This window comes from Blastococcus sp. SYSU DS0753, assembly GCF_054051175.1.
Map to the genome: position 1 here is coordinate 399,311 of NZ_JBJHAT010000001.1, position 14,925 is coordinate 414,235.

At 74.6% G+C, this 14,925-nt stretch carries 15 protein-coding genes; 13 read left to right on the plus strand and 2 right to left on the minus strand.

The features are described from left to right. Positions 1-3: 3 nt before the first annotated feature. The 3 genes from prcA to pafA are packed head-to-tail and all read left to right on the plus strand — an operon-like array spanning position 4 to position 2,663. The gene (prcA, locus tag ACI799_RS01790; RefSeq protein WP_456612270.1) at positions 4-873 is read left to right on the plus strand and encodes a proteasome subunit alpha; all 870 of its coding nucleotides are present in this window, start codon (positions 4-6) and stop codon (positions 871-873) included. 28 nt (positions 874-901) lie between these two features. Next, positions 902-1,249: a hypothetical protein gene (locus ACI799_RS01795; RefSeq protein WP_456587862.1), complete on the plus strand. Its 348-nt coding sequence runs from the start codon at positions 902-904 to the stop codon at positions 1,247-1,249. 55 nt (positions 1,250-1,304) lie between these two features. Beyond that, positions 1,305-2,663, plus strand: coding sequence for a Pup--protein ligase (gene pafA, locus ACI799_RS01800; RefSeq protein ID WP_456587861.1), 1,359 nt, complete (start codon positions 1,305-1,307; stop codon positions 2,661-2,663). Between the two features lie 78 nt (positions 2,664-2,741). Here pafA and ACI799_RS01805 read toward each other — a convergent pair whose 3' ends face one another. Then, complete coding sequence (locus tag ACI799_RS01805; protein ID WP_456587860.1) at positions 2,742-3,893, minus strand: DUF3866 family protein; 1,152 nt, start codon at positions 3,891-3,893, stop codon at positions 2,742-2,744. A gap of 76 nt (positions 3,894-3,969) precedes the next feature. Between ACI799_RS01805 and ACI799_RS01810 the strand changes: the two genes are divergently transcribed. The 8 genes from ACI799_RS01810 (at position 3,970) to ACI799_RS01845 (ending at position 12,148) form a co-directional block, all read left to right on the plus strand. Further along, on the plus strand, positions 3,970-4,959 hold the full coding sequence (locus tag ACI799_RS01810; RefSeq protein WP_456587859.1) for a helix-turn-helix transcriptional regulator: 990 nt from the start codon (positions 3,970-3,972) through the stop codon (positions 4,957-4,959). After that, on the plus strand, positions 4,956-5,939 hold the full coding sequence (locus tag ACI799_RS01815) for a helix-turn-helix transcriptional regulator (RefSeq protein ID WP_456595651.1): 984 nt from the start codon (positions 4,956-4,958) through the stop codon (positions 5,937-5,939). Before ACI799_RS01810 ends, ACI799_RS01815 begins: the two co-directional genes overlap by 4 nt. Positions 5,940-5,948: 9 nt before the next feature. Beyond that, entirely contained in the window at positions 5,949-6,155 is a 207-nt protein-coding gene (locus ACI799_RS01820; protein WP_456587857.1) for a hypothetical protein, read from the plus strand. Between the two features lie 112 nt (positions 6,156-6,267). After that, positions 6,268-6,600 (plus strand): Sec-independent protein translocase subunit TatA, encoded by a 333-nt coding sequence (gene tatA, locus ACI799_RS01825; protein WP_456587856.1) that lies wholly within the window; start codon positions 6,268-6,270, stop codon positions 6,598-6,600. Between the two features lie 88 nt (positions 6,601-6,688). Next, entirely contained in the window at positions 6,689-7,540 is an 852-nt protein-coding gene (gene tatC, locus ACI799_RS01830; protein WP_456587855.1) for a twin-arginine translocase subunit TatC, read from the plus strand. Between the two features lie 5 nt (positions 7,541-7,545). Continuing rightward, a complete protein-coding gene (locus tag ACI799_RS01835; RefSeq protein ID WP_456612271.1) occupies positions 7,546-8,433 on the plus strand; it encodes a diacylglycerol/lipid kinase family protein in 888 nt (295 codons plus the stop codon). 108 nt (positions 8,434-8,541) lie between these two features. Next, positions 8,542-11,391 (plus strand): DEAD/DEAH box helicase, encoded by a 2,850-nt coding sequence (locus tag ACI799_RS01840; RefSeq protein ID WP_456595653.1) that lies wholly within the window; start codon positions 8,542-8,544, stop codon positions 11,389-11,391. Between the two features lie 91 nt (positions 11,392-11,482). After that, on the plus strand, positions 11,483-12,148 hold the full coding sequence (locus ACI799_RS01845) for a DUF4333 domain-containing protein (protein ID WP_456612272.1): 666 nt from the start codon (positions 11,483-11,485) through the stop codon (positions 12,146-12,148). An 18-nt stretch (positions 12,149-12,166) separates the two neighbouring features. Here the strand turns inward: ACI799_RS01845 and ACI799_RS01850 are convergent, their stop codons facing one another. Then, positions 12,167-13,084: a 5'-3' exonuclease gene (locus tag ACI799_RS01850; protein WP_456612283.1), complete on the minus strand. Its 918-nt coding sequence runs from the start codon at positions 13,082-13,084 to the stop codon at positions 12,167-12,169. Between the two features lie 133 nt (positions 13,085-13,217). Between ACI799_RS01850 and ACI799_RS01855 the strand changes: the two genes are divergently transcribed. Both ACI799_RS01855 and ACI799_RS01860 read left to right on the plus strand, forming a co-directional pair. Next, the gene (locus ACI799_RS01855; RefSeq protein WP_456587834.1) at positions 13,218-14,372 is read left to right on the plus strand and encodes a M24 family metallopeptidase; all 1,155 of its coding nucleotides are present in this window, start codon (positions 13,218-13,220) and stop codon (positions 14,370-14,372) included. After that, on the plus strand, positions 14,347-14,820 hold the full coding sequence (locus tag ACI799_RS01860) for an Lrp/AsnC family transcriptional regulator (protein ID WP_456587833.1): 474 nt from the start codon (positions 14,347-14,349) through the stop codon (positions 14,818-14,820). The genes ACI799_RS01855 and ACI799_RS01860 overlap by 26 nt, the downstream gene beginning before the upstream one ends. The last annotated feature ends 105 nt before the right edge of the window (positions 14,821-14,925 follow it).

Here is a 14,925-nt window from a genome sequence, read left to right on the forward strand (position 1 = left end):
GCCATGACCATGCCCTACTACGCCTCCGCCGAGCAGGTCATGCGCGACCGCTCGGAGTACGCCCGCAAGGGCATCTCCCGCGGTCGCAGCGTCGCCGTCCTCACCTACGTCGACGGCGTGCTGCTCATCGCCGAGAACCCCAGCTCCACGCTGCACAAGATCGGCGAGATCTACGACCGCATCGGCTTCGCCGCGGTCGGCCGCTACAGCGAGTTCGAGAGCCTGCGCGTCGCCGGCGTCCGGCTGGCCGATGTCCGCGGCTACTCCTACAACCGCCGCGACGTCACCGGCCGGGTGATCGCCAACGCCTACGCGCAGACCCTCGGCGCCATCTTCACCGAGCAGATGAAGCCCTACGAGGTCGAGCTGTGCGTCGCCGAGGTGGGGGAGACCCCCGACCGCGACCAGCTCTACCGGCTCACCTTCGACGGCTCGGTCGTCGACGAGCCCGACTTCGTGGTCATGGGCGGCCAGGCCGACGCCGTCACCGGGCACCTGCGCGACCACTTCCACGCCGGCATGGGGCTCGCCGACGCGCTCAAGGTCGGCGTCGACGCCCTCTCCGCGGTCAGCCCCGCCACCGCGGGGAGCGGTGACGGCGGTCCGTCGCGGCTGACCGCCCAGCAGCTGGAGGTCGCCGTCCTGGACAGGCGGCGCCCCAAGCGGGCGTTCCGCCGCGTCGTGGGCACCGCCCTGCACACCCTGCTCGGTGACGGCGAGACCGGTACCGAGGGGACGCAGCCGCCCACCTCCGCCCACGTGCCCAGCCACCCCGCCCCGGGCACGCCGGCCGGGCTCGGTGACCCCGCCGCCCCCGACACCGCCGGGGGCGCCACCGACAGCGGCGAGGGGCATCCGCAGTCGGGCGGATGACCCGCGCGTACGGGGTAGGGGAGCGGGCATGCCGGACTACGAACTCAACGACGACGCGCTCGCGCAGGCGAGGAAGCTCATCGACGACGGGAAGTACGACGACGAGACCGAATGGTCCGACGCCGCACCGTCCGCCGACGACGGCAATGCCGAGATCGACGCGCATGGCTGGGACGGCTACGCCGCCTGGCACCTCGCCGTCGATCCGGACGCCGGCGAGGAGACGAAGAAGCGCTACCACTTCCCGTACGGCGACTTCTCGAAGGTCAACCGGGCCGCGCTGATCCACGGCAAGCAGCGGGCGTCTCAGAACGGGCACGACGAGATCGAGCAGGCGTTCGACGACCTGCTGCAGCGGCTCGACGCGAAGCGGTAGCGCCCCGCCGGTCCGGCGGTGGGCCGGTGTCGCTTCCGGCGCCTAGGCTCGGAGCGTGGACCGACGGATCTTCGGCATCGAGACCGAGTACGGCGTCACGTGCACCTTCAAGGGGCAGCGCCGGCTGTCACCGGACGAGGTGGCCCGCTACCTGTTCCGACGGGTGGTCTCGTGGGGGCGCAGCTCCAACGTCTTCCTGCGCAACGGCTCCCGGCTCTACCTCGACGTCGGCAGCCACCCCGAGTACGCGACGGCCGAGTGCGACGACCTCTCCGAGCTCGTCGTCCACGACAAGGCCGGCGAGCGGATCCTGGAAGGCCTGCTGGTCGACGCCGAGCAGCGCCTGGCCGAGGAGGGCGTCACCGGCGACATCTACCTGTTCAAGAACAACACCGACTCGGCCGGCAACAGCTACGGCTGCCACGAGAACTACCTCGTCGGTCGGCACGGAGAGTTCGGCCGGCTGGCCGACGTCCTGATCCCGTTCCTCGTCAGCCGGCAGATCGTCGTCGGCGCCGGCAAGGTCCTGCAGACCCCGCGCGGCGCGCTGTACTGCGTCAGCCAGCGGGCGGAGCACATCTGGGAGGGCGTCTCCAGCGCCACCACGCGGTCCCGGCCGATCATCAACACCCGCGACGAGCCGCACGCCGACGCCGAGCGCTACCGGCGGCTGCACGTCATCGTCGGTGACTCGAACATGAGCGAGACGACGACGCTGCTCAAGGTCGCCATGACCGACCTCGTGCTGCGCATGATCGAGGCGGGCACCCCGATCCGCGACATGACGCTGGAGAACCCGATCCGGGCGATCCGCGAGATCAGCCATGACATGACCGGCCGCCGGAAGGTGCGGCTGGCCGGCGGCCGCGAGATGTCGGCGCTGGAGATCCAGGCCGAGTACCACAGCCGCGCCACCGAGTTCGCCGACCGCGAGGGCTGCACCCCGGTGCACCGGCAGATGCTCGAACTGTGGGGGCGGGTGCTCAAGGCCGTCGACAGCGAGGACCTCAGCCTGATCGACCGCGAGATCGACTGGGCCATCAAGTACAACCTGCTGGAGCGCTACCGCGCCAAGCGCGACCTGCCGCTGTCCTCGCCGCGCATCGCGCAGATGGACCTGGCCTATCACGACATCAGCCGCACCCGGGGGCTGTACTACCTGCTCGAGCGCAACGGCCAGGTCGACCGGGTGGCGCACGAGCCGCGGGTCTTCGAGGCGAAGAACGTGCCCCCGCAGACCACCCGCGCCAAGCTGCGCGGCGAGTTCATCCGCAAGGCGCAGGAGAAGCGGCGCGACTTCACCGTCGACTGGGTGCACCTCAAGCTCAACGACCAGGCGCAGCGGACCGTCCTGTGCAAGGACCCGTTCAAGTCCGTCGACGAGCGCGTGGAGAAGCTCATCGCCAGCATGTGAGCTGCCGAGTCATGCGAACTCGTGGTCATCGGTCGCTGATGGCCCCGAGTTCGCATGACTCGCCGTTCCGGGACGGCGTCAGGCGTCGGGCGTGGAGACGGTCTCGGCCGAGCCCTCCGCATCTTCGGGCACCGGCACCTGGAGCGCCGCGTAGCGCCCGGCCGCCGCCGCGGCCAGGAAGTAGGCCCGCTCCTCGGGGTAGCCGCGGCCCATGGTGCGCAGCGGGACGGGTGAGAGCCCCAGCGCGGCGTCGAGCCCGTCGGTGTCCACCCAGACGACGGTGTTCCGCTCCGGCTGGCTCGCCAGGTCCTCGTCCACCTGACCGCCGAGCTCGGAGGAGAGCCCACGGGGCGCCACCAGGGTCACGCCGCCCAGCGCCACCCGCCCGAACGCGGTCAGCGAGTGGTGGGAGACGCCGCGGTGGCGCGGGCGCGGATCGGCGTCGGAGATGCGCAGGGCCCCGACCGGCAGGCCGCCCAGGACGCTGACGGCGTTGCACGCCTCGCCCGCGGCCACCCCGGAGAAGCCCCACGGCGTTCCCGTGCCCAGGTTGCCGGGCCCCTGCGTGACGACCGCCAGGTCGGCGTGCAGCACGTGCCTCGCCGCCAGCAGCCCGGTGTGGAGCGTGACCGCCTCCAGGTCACCGCCGTAGGCCTGACCGGCGGTCACCACGCCGGCCAGCGAGGGCTTGAGCGCGCCCACCGTGCGGGAGAACGCGGCGGGCAGCGCCCCGCCGTCGGTCATCACGTAGGCGACCTTGAGATCGGGGTCGGTCGCCAGCATCCCGATCAGGACCGCCGGCAGGGCCGAGTGCAGGTCGGCCACGACGACCGGCATCCCGCCGAGGTCGTCGGCGTCCGCGATCGTCGCGTGGTGCTCGGTTTCCTGCTCGTCGACGCCCTGCACCATCACCTGCAGCGGCGTGTACCGGGCCTTCACCAGGTGCCCGGGGCCCTCGGGGTCCGGGGGCAGCCGGTCGGGGACGGCCACCACCATCGCGTAGCCGCCGGTGCCCAGCTCCCGCGCCAGCGCGGTGGTGTTGAGCAGCACCTCGTCGCCCACCTCGGGGACGCCGACGAGGGAGGGGTAGGCCAGCGCCCGCAGCTCGCCGTCATCGGCCACCTCGACGGTCAGCTCCAGCGCGTCGCGCCAGGCCCGGCCGGTCGCGGTGACCCGGCCCCGCCGCCAGCGGATCCGGGATGCGGGCGCGGACGGGGGAGCACTGGTCATACCCGCAGGCTAACCAGCACGCCGCCGCGCGGCCGGGCGACGACGGCTCCCCGGCGGGCTGACTAGCCTGGGGGCCATGGCGGCCAAGCGGGCGGAGCGACTGGTCAACCTGGTCATCGCGCTGCTCAGCACCCGGCAGTACGTGACGGCGGCGCGCATCCGCGCCACCGTGCCCGGGTACGAGCCCGACGACGGCAGCGACCGGGCCGACGAGGCGTTCAAGCGCATGTTCGAGCGGGACAAGGCCGAGCTGCGCGAGATGGGCGTGCCCCTCGAGACCGGGCGCACCAGCGTCTTCGACACCGAGGACGGGTACCGCATCGCCCGCGCCGACTACGAGCTGCCCGAGATCCACCTCACCGGGGAGGAGGCAGCCGCCGTGGGCCTGGCACTGCGGCTGTGGGAGTCCGCGCAGCTGGCCGGCACCGCGCAGAGCGCCCTGGTGAAGCTCAAGGCCGCCGGGGTCGACGTCGACTCGTCCCGGGCGCTGCCGATCAAGCCCCGCCTGGACCGGGGTGAGGCGGCGTTCGAGCCCTGCTACGCCGCGGCCCGCGACCGGCGCCGGCTGCAGTTCGACTACCGGCGCCCCGACGAGGACGCCGCGACCCGCCGGGACGTCCAGCCGTGGGGGGTGGTGGCCTGGCACGGGCGCTGGTACCTGGTCGGGCACGACCTGGACCGGCGGGCGCCGCGGGTGTTCCGGCTCTCCCGCGTCGTCGGCACGCCGAAGGCCGTGGGCCCGGTGGGGGCGTTCGAGCCGCCGCCCGACCTCGACCTGACCGCGGTCGTCGCCGGGCAGGTGCAGGGGGAGGAGTACCTCATCGTGGTGCGGGCGCGGCCGGGAACCGCCGTGGGGCTGCGCCGGCACGCCACCTCCCTCGGCCCGGCCGACGACGGCACCGGTGAGGTGGAGGACCGGCTGCAGCTGCGCACCACCGAGCCGTGGGCCCTGGCCGACCAGATCGCCGCCTACGGCGCCGACGTCGTGGTGGAGGCGCCGACCGACATGCGGGACGCCGTGATCGCCCGGTTGACCCGCCTGGCCGCGATGGGGACGCGCCCGTGAGCGCCGGGGGCGCGACCGACCGGATGACCCGGTTGCTGGCCCTGATCCCGTACCTCACCGCCCGTCCCGAGGGCGTGGCGCTCGCCGAGGCTGCCCGCGACTTCGGCGTCCCCGAGCGGCAGCTGCAGCGCGACCTGGAGCTGCTCTGGATGTGCGGGCTGCCCGGCTACGGTCCCGGCGACCTGATCGACGTCGCCTTCGAGGGGGACCGGGTCCGGGTCACGTTCAGCGCGGGGATGGTGCGGCCGCTGCGGCTGACCACCGACGAGGCGGTCGCGCTGGTCGTCGCGCTGCGCACGCTGCTGGAGCTGCCCGGCCTGGCCGAGCGCGACGCCGTGAGCCGGGCGCTGGCCAAGGTCTCGGCAGCCACTGGTGACGCGGCGGCCCGGATGGCGCCGCTGGCCGTGAGCGTCGACGCCCGGGAGGAGACCCTGGCGCTCGCCCGGCAGGCGCTGCAGGACCGGCGCGCGGTGCACCTGCACTACTACGTGCCGGCCCGCGACGAGCGCACCGAGCGCACCGTCGACCCGATGCAGCTGCTCTACGTCGACGGGCACTGGTACCTCGAGGCCTGGTGCCGCCGGGCCGAGGGCGTCCGGCTGTTCCGGCTCGACCGGGTGGACGAGGCCACGGTGCTGGACGAGCCCGCCGCCGCGCCGCCGCAGGCGACCAGCCGCAGCATCGACGACGGGCTCTACCAGCCCGGCCCCGACACCCCGGCCGTGCGCCTGCGGCTGGCCCGCAGCGCCCGGTGGGTCGCCGACTACTACCCGACCGAGGACGTGACGCCCGTCGACGACCCGCCCGGTGGGCTGGCCGTCACCGTGCGCACGGCGGACCTGGCCTGGGCGCGGCGGCTGGTCGCGATCCTGGGCGGCAACGCGGTGGTGGAGGAGCCGGCCGAGATCGGCGCGCAGGTCGCCGCCGAGGCCCGGGCCGCCCTGGCCCGGTACGGGGTGGCGCCCGGCGGCGCGGGCTAGGGTTCGGCCGTGGTGTTCTGGATCGTGCTCGCCGTCGTGGTCGTCCTGGCGCTCGCCGTGCTCGGGGTGCTCGCCCACGGCGTGCTCGGCGCCTTCGGGCGGCTGGCCCGCGAGCTGACCGCGGCCGAGGCCGACATCGCGCCGGTACGGGCCGGGCTGCAGGAGTCCGCCGACCGCGCCGGCCGGCTACGCGACGCCCGGTCGTCCGCCGGCTGAACGGCCGGCGAACTCCGTCCCGAGCGGCGGTTCCTGTGCTCGTACCGGTCGGGAAACCGGTGCCCCGCGGCGTAGCATCACCCCAGTCACCACACCTTTCGGAGGACGCGCCATGGGGTCACTCGGCCCGCTGGAAATCGGCCTGATCATCCTGGCCATCCTGTTGCTCTTCGGCTACAAGAAGCTGCCCGACGCCTCGCGCTCGCTGGGTCGTTCGCTGCGCATCTTCAAGGGCGAGATGAAGGGCATGAAGGACGACGACGTCCGCACCCGCGACGCGGCGAAGACCACACCGGTCCGCGGCGAGATCGTCGCCCCCGCGTCCTCCGCGGCGGACGAGCGAAACGCGCAGCTGCAGGAGGAGGCGCGGCAGGCCGAGGCGCGTGCGGCGGAGCTGCGGGCGCAGGCCGACCAGGCCCGTGCCGCGGCCGACGGCCCCCGCTGACCGCTTCGCACCCGGGGGTACGGCGGTGAGCGAGGCGACCCGCGGCGCGCGTCGGCGTCGGCGGCGGCCACGCGATGCCCAGGCCACCATGAGCCTGATCGCCCACCTCACCGAGCTCCGCAACCGCATCGCCAAGTCCCTGCTGGCGCTCGCGCTCACCACGGTGCTCGCGTTCTGGTGGTACGAGCACGGGCTGGGCGAGTTCATCCGTGCCCCGTACTGCGGGCTGCCGGAGGACCTGCGCTATGCCGGGGACGACGCCGGTGGCTGCGGGCTGCTCGTGACCAACGTCTTCGGCGGTGTCTTCATCCGCCTGAAGGTGGCCTTCCTCGCCGGCGTGGTCCTCGCGGCGCCGGTGTGGCTCTACCAGCTGTGGGCCTTCATCACCCCCGGCCTCAAGCGCAACGAGAAGCGCTACGGCGTCGGCTTCGTCGCCGTCTCCACGCTGCTCTTCGTGCTCGGCGCCGTGCTGGCCTACGTGTCGCTGTCCGCAGGCCTGGAGCTGCTGCTGAGCCTCGCCGGCGACGGGGTCGTGGTGGCGCTGACCGCGCAGGACTACATCGGCTTCGTCCTGTCGCTGCTGGTGGCGTTCGGGGTGAGCTTCGAGGTTCCGCTGATCGCCATCGCGCTCAACCTGGTCGGCGTCGTGAGCTACGAGGCGCTGCGGGGGAGCCGCCGCTGGATCTTCTTCCTCACCGTCGTCTTCGCCGCGTTCGTGACGCCCACGCAGGACCCGTTCACCATGCTGCTCATGGCCGGGCCGATGATCGTGCTGTTCGAGCTGGCGATCCAGACCGCCCGCCTGGTCGACCGTCGCCGGGCCCGGCGCGCGGCCGCCGAGCACTTCCACGGGCTGGACGACGACGAGGCCTCCCCGCTGGACGCCAGCCCGTCACCGCTGGAGGAGCCGGTCGAACCCTCGCCGTCGGCCCGCGGCTGACCGGCGTGGACGTCGCGGTCCTGGTCAGCCCGGCCGCCGGGCGGGGCCGCGCCCGCGCCGTGGCCCGGGCGGTCCTCGACGCCCTGCGCGAGGAGGGCCTGGCGCCCCGGGTGCTCGCCGCGACCACCCGACCCGACGCCGAGCGGCAGGCAGCGGTCGCGGTCGACGGCGGCGCCCGCGCCGTCGTCGCGATCGGGGGCGACGGCGCCGCCCACGCGGGGCTGCAGGCGGTCGCCGGCACACCCGTCCCGCTCGCCGTGGTCCCGGCCGGCACCGGCAACGACCTGGCGCTGGCCCTCGCCGTGCCGACCGATCCGGTGGCCGCCGCCCGCGCCGCCGCCGGCGACCTGCTGGCCGGCCGCGCCCGGGCGGTCGACGCCGGCCGGACCGCCGGCCGGTGGTGGGCCACCGTGCTCTGCTGCGGCTTCGACTCCGCGGTGACCGACCGCGCCAACCGGCTGCGCTGGCCACGCGGCCGCCGCCGGTACGACGTCGCCGTCCTGGCGGAGCTGGCCCGGCTGCGGCCCTACGAGGTGACGCTCACCCTGGACGGGGTGGCGCGCACCCTGCCGACCACCATGGTCGCCGTCGGCAACACGGCCTGGTACGGGGGCGGCTTGCGGATGTGCCCGGGAGCCGACGTCGCCGACGGACTCCTCGACGTCACCGTCGTGGGGGTCGTCTCCCGGCGGGAGCTGGTCCGCACCAAGCCGCGGCTGGCCGACGGCACCCATGTCCACCACCCCGCGGTGACGGTGCACCGGGCCGCCCGGGTGGAGCTGGCGTGCGCCGGCGTCAGCACCTACGCCGACGGCGAGCTGGTGGCCCCGCTGCCGGTCGTGAGCGAGTGCGTCCCCGGCGCCCTCCGCGTCGTCGGCGCCGGCCGGGCCTGAGCACCGGGTCGCTCGGCCGCGTCTCGGGGCTCGCCCCGAGCCGTCGAGGGGCGGGGAGGACGGGGTCCTTCCGCTGATCGACCCGGGCAGAGCGCCTAACGTGGGGGCATGTCCAGCCCCGCTGAGCGGTACGCAGCTGCCCGGAGGCGGACCTCCCACCCGGTCCTGGCCGAGTTCACCGCCGAGCTCGGCTTCTCCCTGGACCCGTTCCAGGTGGAGGCCTGCGAGGCGCTCGAGCGCGGCTCCGGCGTGCTGGTCTGCGCCCCGACCGGTGCCGGGAAGACCGTGGTGGGTGAGTTCGCTGTGCACAAGGCGCTCGCCGAGGGGCGCAAGGCCTTCTACACGACGCCGATCAAGGCGCTGTCGAACCAGAAGTACAACGACCTGGTCGAGCGCTACGGCGCCGACCGGGTCGGGTTGCTGACCGGCGACAACGCCGTCAACGGCGACGCCCCGGTGATCGTGATGACCACCGAGGTGCTCCGCAACATGCTCTACGCCGAGTCGCCGGCGCTGGCGGGGCTGGGCTACGTGGTCATGGACGAGGTCCACTACCTGGCCGACCGGTTCCGCGGTGCCGTGTGGGAGGAGGTGATCATCCACCTGCCGCAGTCGGTGACCCTGATCTCCCTGTCGGCGACGGTGAGCAACGCGGAGGAGTTCGCCGACTGGCTGGTCACCGTGCGCGGCGACACGGAGGTCGTGGTCAGCGAGGTCCGGCCGATCCCCCTCTGGCAGCACATGCTCGTCGGCAACCGGGTGTTCGACCTGTTCGCCCTGCGCCCCGCGGCGCACGCGGGGGAGCAGGGCGTGGAACCCCGGTCGCTGTCCACGCGCGAGCGCGGCGCCTCCGTGGTCGACCCCGAACTGGTCCGCTACGTGCGCGAGCACGAGCGTCGCATCGACAGCTGGGGTGGCTCCTCGCGCCGGGAGGGCCACCACCGACCCCGGTACCGGCCGCCCGCCCGGTCCGACGTCGTCGAACGGCTCGACCGCGCCGGCCTGCTGCCCGCGATCACGTTCGTGTTCAGCCGCAACGGGTGCGACGCCGCCGTGCACCAGTGCCTGCTCAGCGGGCTGCGCCTCACCGACGAGGCCGAGCGGGCCGAGATCGCCGCGATCATCGACGAGCGCACCGGCTCGCTGCCGGAGGAGGACCTGCACGTCCTCGGCTTCTGGGAGTGGCGCGAGGGCCTCCTCGCCGGGCTCGCCGCCCACCACGCGGGGCTGGTGCCGGCGTTCAAGGAGACCGTCGAGGAGTGCTTCGTCCGCGGCCTGGTCAAGGCCGTCTTCGCCACCGAGACCCTGGCGCTGGGCATCAACATGCCGGCGCGCACCGTCGTCCTCGAGCGGCTGGTGAAGTGGAACGGTGAGGCGCACGTCGACATCACCCCGGGGGAGTACACGCAGCTGACCGGTCGCGCCGGCCGCCGCGGCATCGACGTGGAGGGGCACGCCGTCGTCATCTGGGCGCCGGGGATGGACCCGAGCGTGGTCGCCGGGCTGGCCAGCACCCGCACCTACCCGCTCCGGTCGTCGTTCCGGCCGAGCTACAACATGGCGGTCAACCTGGTGGGTTCCTTCGGGCGGGCCCGGGCCCGCGAACTGCTGGCGAGCTCCTTCGCCCAGTTCCAGGCCGACCGCTCGGTGGTCGGCCTGGCGCGGGCGGCGGCCCGTCACGAGCGGGACGCCGCGCAGTTCGCCGCGGAGATGCGCTCCGACCGCGGTGACGTCGGGGCCTACGCGCAGTTGCGCCGGGAGATCGCCGACCGGGAGAAGGAGCTCTCCCGGGACTCGCAGGCCAAGCGCCGGATGGAGGCCGCCGATGCACTGGCCGCGCTGCGCCCGGGGGACGTCATCCGCGTGCCGACGGGCCGCCGGCAGGGGCTGGCCGTCGTCCTCGACCCGGGCATCACCGACCTGGCCGATCCACGCCCCCTGGTGCTGACCGAGGACAAGTGGGCCGGGCGGCTGGGCTCGGTGGACTTCCCGACGCCGGTGCAGGCGCTGGCCCGGGTGCGGGTGCCCAAGAACTTCAACCACCGCAGCCCGCACGCCCGCCGCGACCTCGCCTCCACCCTGCGCAACGCACGGGTGGAGCACGAGCTGGGGGCGCGCCGGGTGAAGAAGGGGCGCTCGGCGGCGGCCGACGACCCGGTGCTCGCCGACCTGCGGCAGGCGCTGCGCAACCACCCGGTGCACCAGCTGCCCGACCGCGAGGAGCGGGTGCGGATGGCCGAGCGCTGGCTGCGCGCGGTGCACGAGGCGGAGTCGCTGCAGCGGAAGATGGCCGAGCGCACCGGCTCCCTCACCCGCCAGTTCGACCGCACCTGCGACGTCCTGGAGGAACTGGGCTACCTGGTGCCGGAGGTCGCGCCGCTGGTCCCGGCCGACACCGAGGTGGTCGGTGCGGTCGACGACGCGGGGGCGGAGGAGGACAGGGTGACCGACGACGGCCGCCGGCTGGCCCGCATCTGGTCGGAGTCGGACCTGCTCGCCGCCGAGTGCCTGCGGGCCGGCATCTGGCGCGGCCTGACGCCGGCCGAGCTGGCGGCCGTGGTCTCGACACTGGTCTTCGAGGCGCGGCGGGACAACCCTGCCCTCCCCGCCGTCCCGGCCGGCAAGGTCGGCGTGGCGATCGGCGAGATGCGCGCCATCCGCTCCCGGCTGCAGGACGTCGAGCTCGACCACGGCGTACCGGCCGGCCGCGACCTCGATCTCGGCTTCGCCTGGGCCGCCTACCGCTGGGCCGACGGGCAGAGCCTGGACCGGGTGCTCGCCGGCGCCGAGCAGGCCGGCACCGAGCTCTCCGGGGGTGACTTCGTCCGCTGGGCGCGGCAGCTCATCGACCTCCTGGACCAGCTCGGCAAGGTCGCCGACGACCCCGTGGCCCGAACCGCCCGGGCCGCGGTGGAGCGAGTGCGGCGGGGGGTCGTCGCCGTCGCCGTCGGCGGCTGATCAGCGGTCCGCCGCCACCGGCCCGGTGCTCGGGTGCGGCAGAATCCCCGGCGCCCGGTCGCCGACCGGACGCAGGCAGTCGGGAGCGACGATGACCCATCCGCCGCACGGCGAGCACTCCTCCGGTGATGCACCGGGCGGGGACCGTCCCGCGCCCCCGCAGCAGCCGTGGGGTCCGCCGGCCTGGCCCCACGGGCAGGCTCCGGCCGGCTACGGCCGGCCCGGGGACACGCGGCCCTACGGCGCCCCACCGTTCGGTCAGGCTCCCTACGGCCAGCCGCCGCAGCACAGGCACCCGGGCGCCGGCGGGTACGGCCCACCCCGGTACGGGCAGCCACCGCACGGGCAGCCGCAGTACGGGCAGCCGCAGTCCGGCCCGCCGGCGCAGTACGGGCCCCCGGGCGCGAGCGGTTCCGGACTGCCGCAGTACGCGCTCGCCCGGCCTCCGGCCCGCACGACGCGGACCGGGCTGCTCGTGGGGCTGCTCGTGCTGGCGGCCGTCCTCGTCGGCGGCGTCGTCCTGGCGAGCACCACCGGGCCGACGGTGCTCTCGCGCTCGGCGGTGGAGCGCGACGTCGCCGAGCGGTTCGAACAGCGCGAGGGCGTCGCCGTCGACCTGAACTGCGACCAGGAGATGCGCGTGGAGGAGGGGGCCACCTACGCGTGCACCGGCGTGACCGCCGACGACGAGGAGATCACCCTCCGGATCGAGATCACCGACGCCGAGGGCGCCCGGTACACCTGGAGCGAGCCGTGACCCGCGGCTGAGGCGTGCTCAGCCGAGCGCGTCCGCCGGCCAGCCCAGCGCGGCACCCAGGCGGCCGAGGGAGGACTGCAGGCCGTGCCGCTCGGCCAGCGCGGCCAGCGCGCCGGGGTCGGCGGGGGAGCGGGGGAGGGCGCCTTCGACCGCGGGCAGATCGATGTCCCGCGCCACGGCGACCACCACCGGGGCGGCGTCGAGGTAGTCGGCGGCCGCGTGCAGCTTCTTCAGCACGGCCGCCGTCAGCGGCGGCGCCGGGACCACCGTGCGCGCCACCGCCGCCCGGATGCCGGCCAGGTCGCCGAACTCGCCGATGAGCGCGGCGGCGGTCTTCGCGCCCACGCCGGGCACGCCGGGCAGCCCGTCGCTCGGGTCGCCGCGGAGGACGGCGAAATCGGCGTAGGCCCGGCCGGGGATGCCGTACTTCGCGGTGACGGCGGCCTCGTCGACGAACTCCAGGTCGGAGATGCCCCGCGCCGTGTACAGCACCCGCACGCCGCGGGCGTCGTCGACCAGCTGGAACAGGTCGCGGTCGCCGGTGACGACGTCGACGGGGCCGCGGGCCCGGGTGGCGAGCGTGCCGATCACGTCGTCGGCCTCGTAGCCCGGTGCGCCGACGCGGGCGATCCCAGCGGCGGCGAGCACCTCGATCAGGACCGGCACCTGCGGAGCGAGCTCGTCGGGGGTCTCCTCGCCGCCCTCTGGCGCGACCCGGTGGGCCTTGTACGAGGGCAGCGCCGCCACCCGGAACGCCGGCCGCCAGTCGTCGTCCCAGCAGGCGACCAGCCGGTCCGGCGCGTGCGCGGTGACCAGGCGCGCCGTCATGTCCAGAAAACCCCGGACGGCGTTGATCGGCCGCCCGTCCGGGGTGGTGACGTTGGTCGGGACGCCGTAGAAGGCGCGGAAGTACAGCGATGCGGCGTCCAGGAGCATGGTGGTCACGCGGCCACCCCGCCGACCTGTGCCGTCGTCCGCCCGGACTGCGCGTGCTCGTCCACGTCCGCGGACGGTAGCGGTCTGGCAACGATTGCGGGGAAGGGTGGTCCGGCGTGGCTACTCTGCGCCGGTGACAACCGTGACAGAACCGGCCGGAACAGGCCCGCTCGTGACCGTCGACCGGGTGCACGCCGCCCGGGCGATCGCCGGTGAGCTGGGCATGGACCTCCTCGTGCTCACCCCCGGCGCCGACCTCCGCTACCTGTGCGGCTACGCCGCCCACGCGATGGAGCGGCTGACCGCCCTCGCGGTGCCCCGCTCGGGCGAGGCGTTCCTCGTCGTGCCCCGCCTGGAGGCGCCCATGGTCGACGCCAGCCCGGCCGGAGCGCTCGGCCTGGAGGTGCTCGCCTGGGACGAGACCGATGACGCGTTCGCGGTGCTGGCCGGGGCGGCGACCGCCCGGCTCGGCTCCGCCCCCGCCCGGGTCGCCGTCGGGTCGCGTACGTGGGCCGAGCACGCGCTGGGTGTGCAGCGGGCACTGCCCGGGTCGGCGCTGGAGCTCGCGAGCCCGGTCGTGGACCGGCTCCGCATGGTGAAGACGCCCGCCGAGGTCGAGGAGCTGGCCCGGGCCGGCGCGGCGATCGACCGGGTGCACGCCCGCATGGGGGAGTGGCTGCGGGTCGGCCGCACCGAGGCGGAGGTCGGCGCCGACATCGCGGCGGCCATCCTGGCCGAGGGGCACGTGGGGGTGGACTTCACCATCGTCGGCTCGGGGCCCAACGGCGCCAGCCCTCACCACGAGCTCTCCGGCCGCACGGTGGAGGCCGGGGACGTCGTCGTCGTGGACATCGGCGGGGAGACGGCGACCGGCTACCGCTCCGACTGCACCAGGACCTACGTCGTCGGCGGGAGCGCACCGGCCGACGTGGCGCAGTGGTACGAGGTGCTGCACGCCGCGCAGCAGGCGGCGACCGCCGCGGTGCGCCCCGGCGTGACGGCCGAGCAGATCGACGCGGCGGCCCGCACCGTGATCGCCGACGCCGGCTGGGGCGAGTACTTCATCCACCGCACCGGGCACGGCATCGGACTGGACAGCCACGAGGCGCCCTACATCGTGGCCGGCAACCAGCTCCCGCTGGAGCCGGGCATGGCCTTCTCCGTGGAGCCGGGCATCTACCTGCCCGGTCGCCACGGCGCCCGCATCGAGGACATCGTCGTCTGCACCGACGACGGCGTCCGCGTCCTGAACAACGGTCCCCGTGAGCTCGTCGAACTCCCCGGCTGAGGCCGGGGGCGTCCCGCTGGACGTCGACCGGGCGCTGATGGCGGCGCTCGCCCGCGACGGCCGGGCCAGCTTCACCGAGCTGGCCGAGCGGGTGGGGCTGTCGGTGTCGGCCGTGCACCAGCGGGTGCGGCGGCTCGAGCAGCGCGGGCTGATCACCGGGTACCGGGCGACGCTCGACGCCACGCAGATCGGCCTGCCGCTGACGGCCTTCGTGTCGATCACCCCGACCGACGCGCAGACCGACGACGCGCCGGCCCTGCTGGCGCACCTCGACGCCATCGAGGAGTGCCACGCGGTCGCGGGGGTGGAGAGCTACATCCTCAAGGTGCGGGTGGCCTCGCCGGACGCGCTGGAGAACCTGCTCAAGGAGATCCGCGCCGCCGCGAACGTCCGCACCCGGACGACGGTGGTCCTCTCCACCCCCTACGAGGCCCGGCCACCGATCTGACCGCCGGCTGTCATGCGTCACGAGGGGGTCCCGGGCGCAGCCTTCGCTGGGCGTGGTGGTCGACCGGCCCCCCGGTGTGGCCTGACCGATGACTCTCCCGCGGTG

Excerpts from the sequence above, each read along its gene's own strand:
- tatA (WP_456587856.1), top strand. The coding sequence starts at position 6,268 with ATGGGGTCACTCGGCCCGCTGGAAATCGGCCTGATCATCCTGGCCATC.
- ACI799_RS01810 (WP_456587859.1), top strand. The coding sequence starts at position 3,970 with ATGGCGGCCAAGCGGGCGGAGCGACTGGTCAACCTGGTCATCGCGCTG.
- prcA (WP_456612270.1), top strand. The coding sequence starts at position 4 with ATGACCATGCCCTACTACGCCTCCGCCGAGCAGGTCATGCGCGACCGC.
- ACI799_RS01805 (WP_456587860.1), bottom strand. The coding sequence starts at position 3,893 with ATGACCAGTGCTCCCCCGTCCGCGCCCGCATCCCGGATCCGCTGGCGG.
- ACI799_RS01795 (WP_456587862.1), top strand. The coding sequence starts at position 902 with ATGCCGGACTACGAACTCAACGACGACGCGCTCGCGCAGGCGAGGAAG.
- ACI799_RS01845 (WP_456612272.1), top strand. The coding sequence starts at position 11,483 with ATGACCCATCCGCCGCACGGCGAGCACTCCTCCGGTGATGCACCGGGC.
- tatC (WP_456587855.1), top strand. The coding sequence starts at position 6,689 with ATGAGCCTGATCGCCCACCTCACCGAGCTCCGCAACCGCATCGCCAAG.
- ACI799_RS01840 (WP_456595653.1), top strand. The coding sequence starts at position 8,542 with ATGTCCAGCCCCGCTGAGCGGTACGCAGCTGCCCGGAGGCGGACCTCC.
- ACI799_RS01850 (WP_456612283.1), bottom strand. The coding sequence starts at position 13,084 with ATGCTCCTGGACGCCGCATCGCTGTACTTCCGCGCCTTCTACGGCGTC.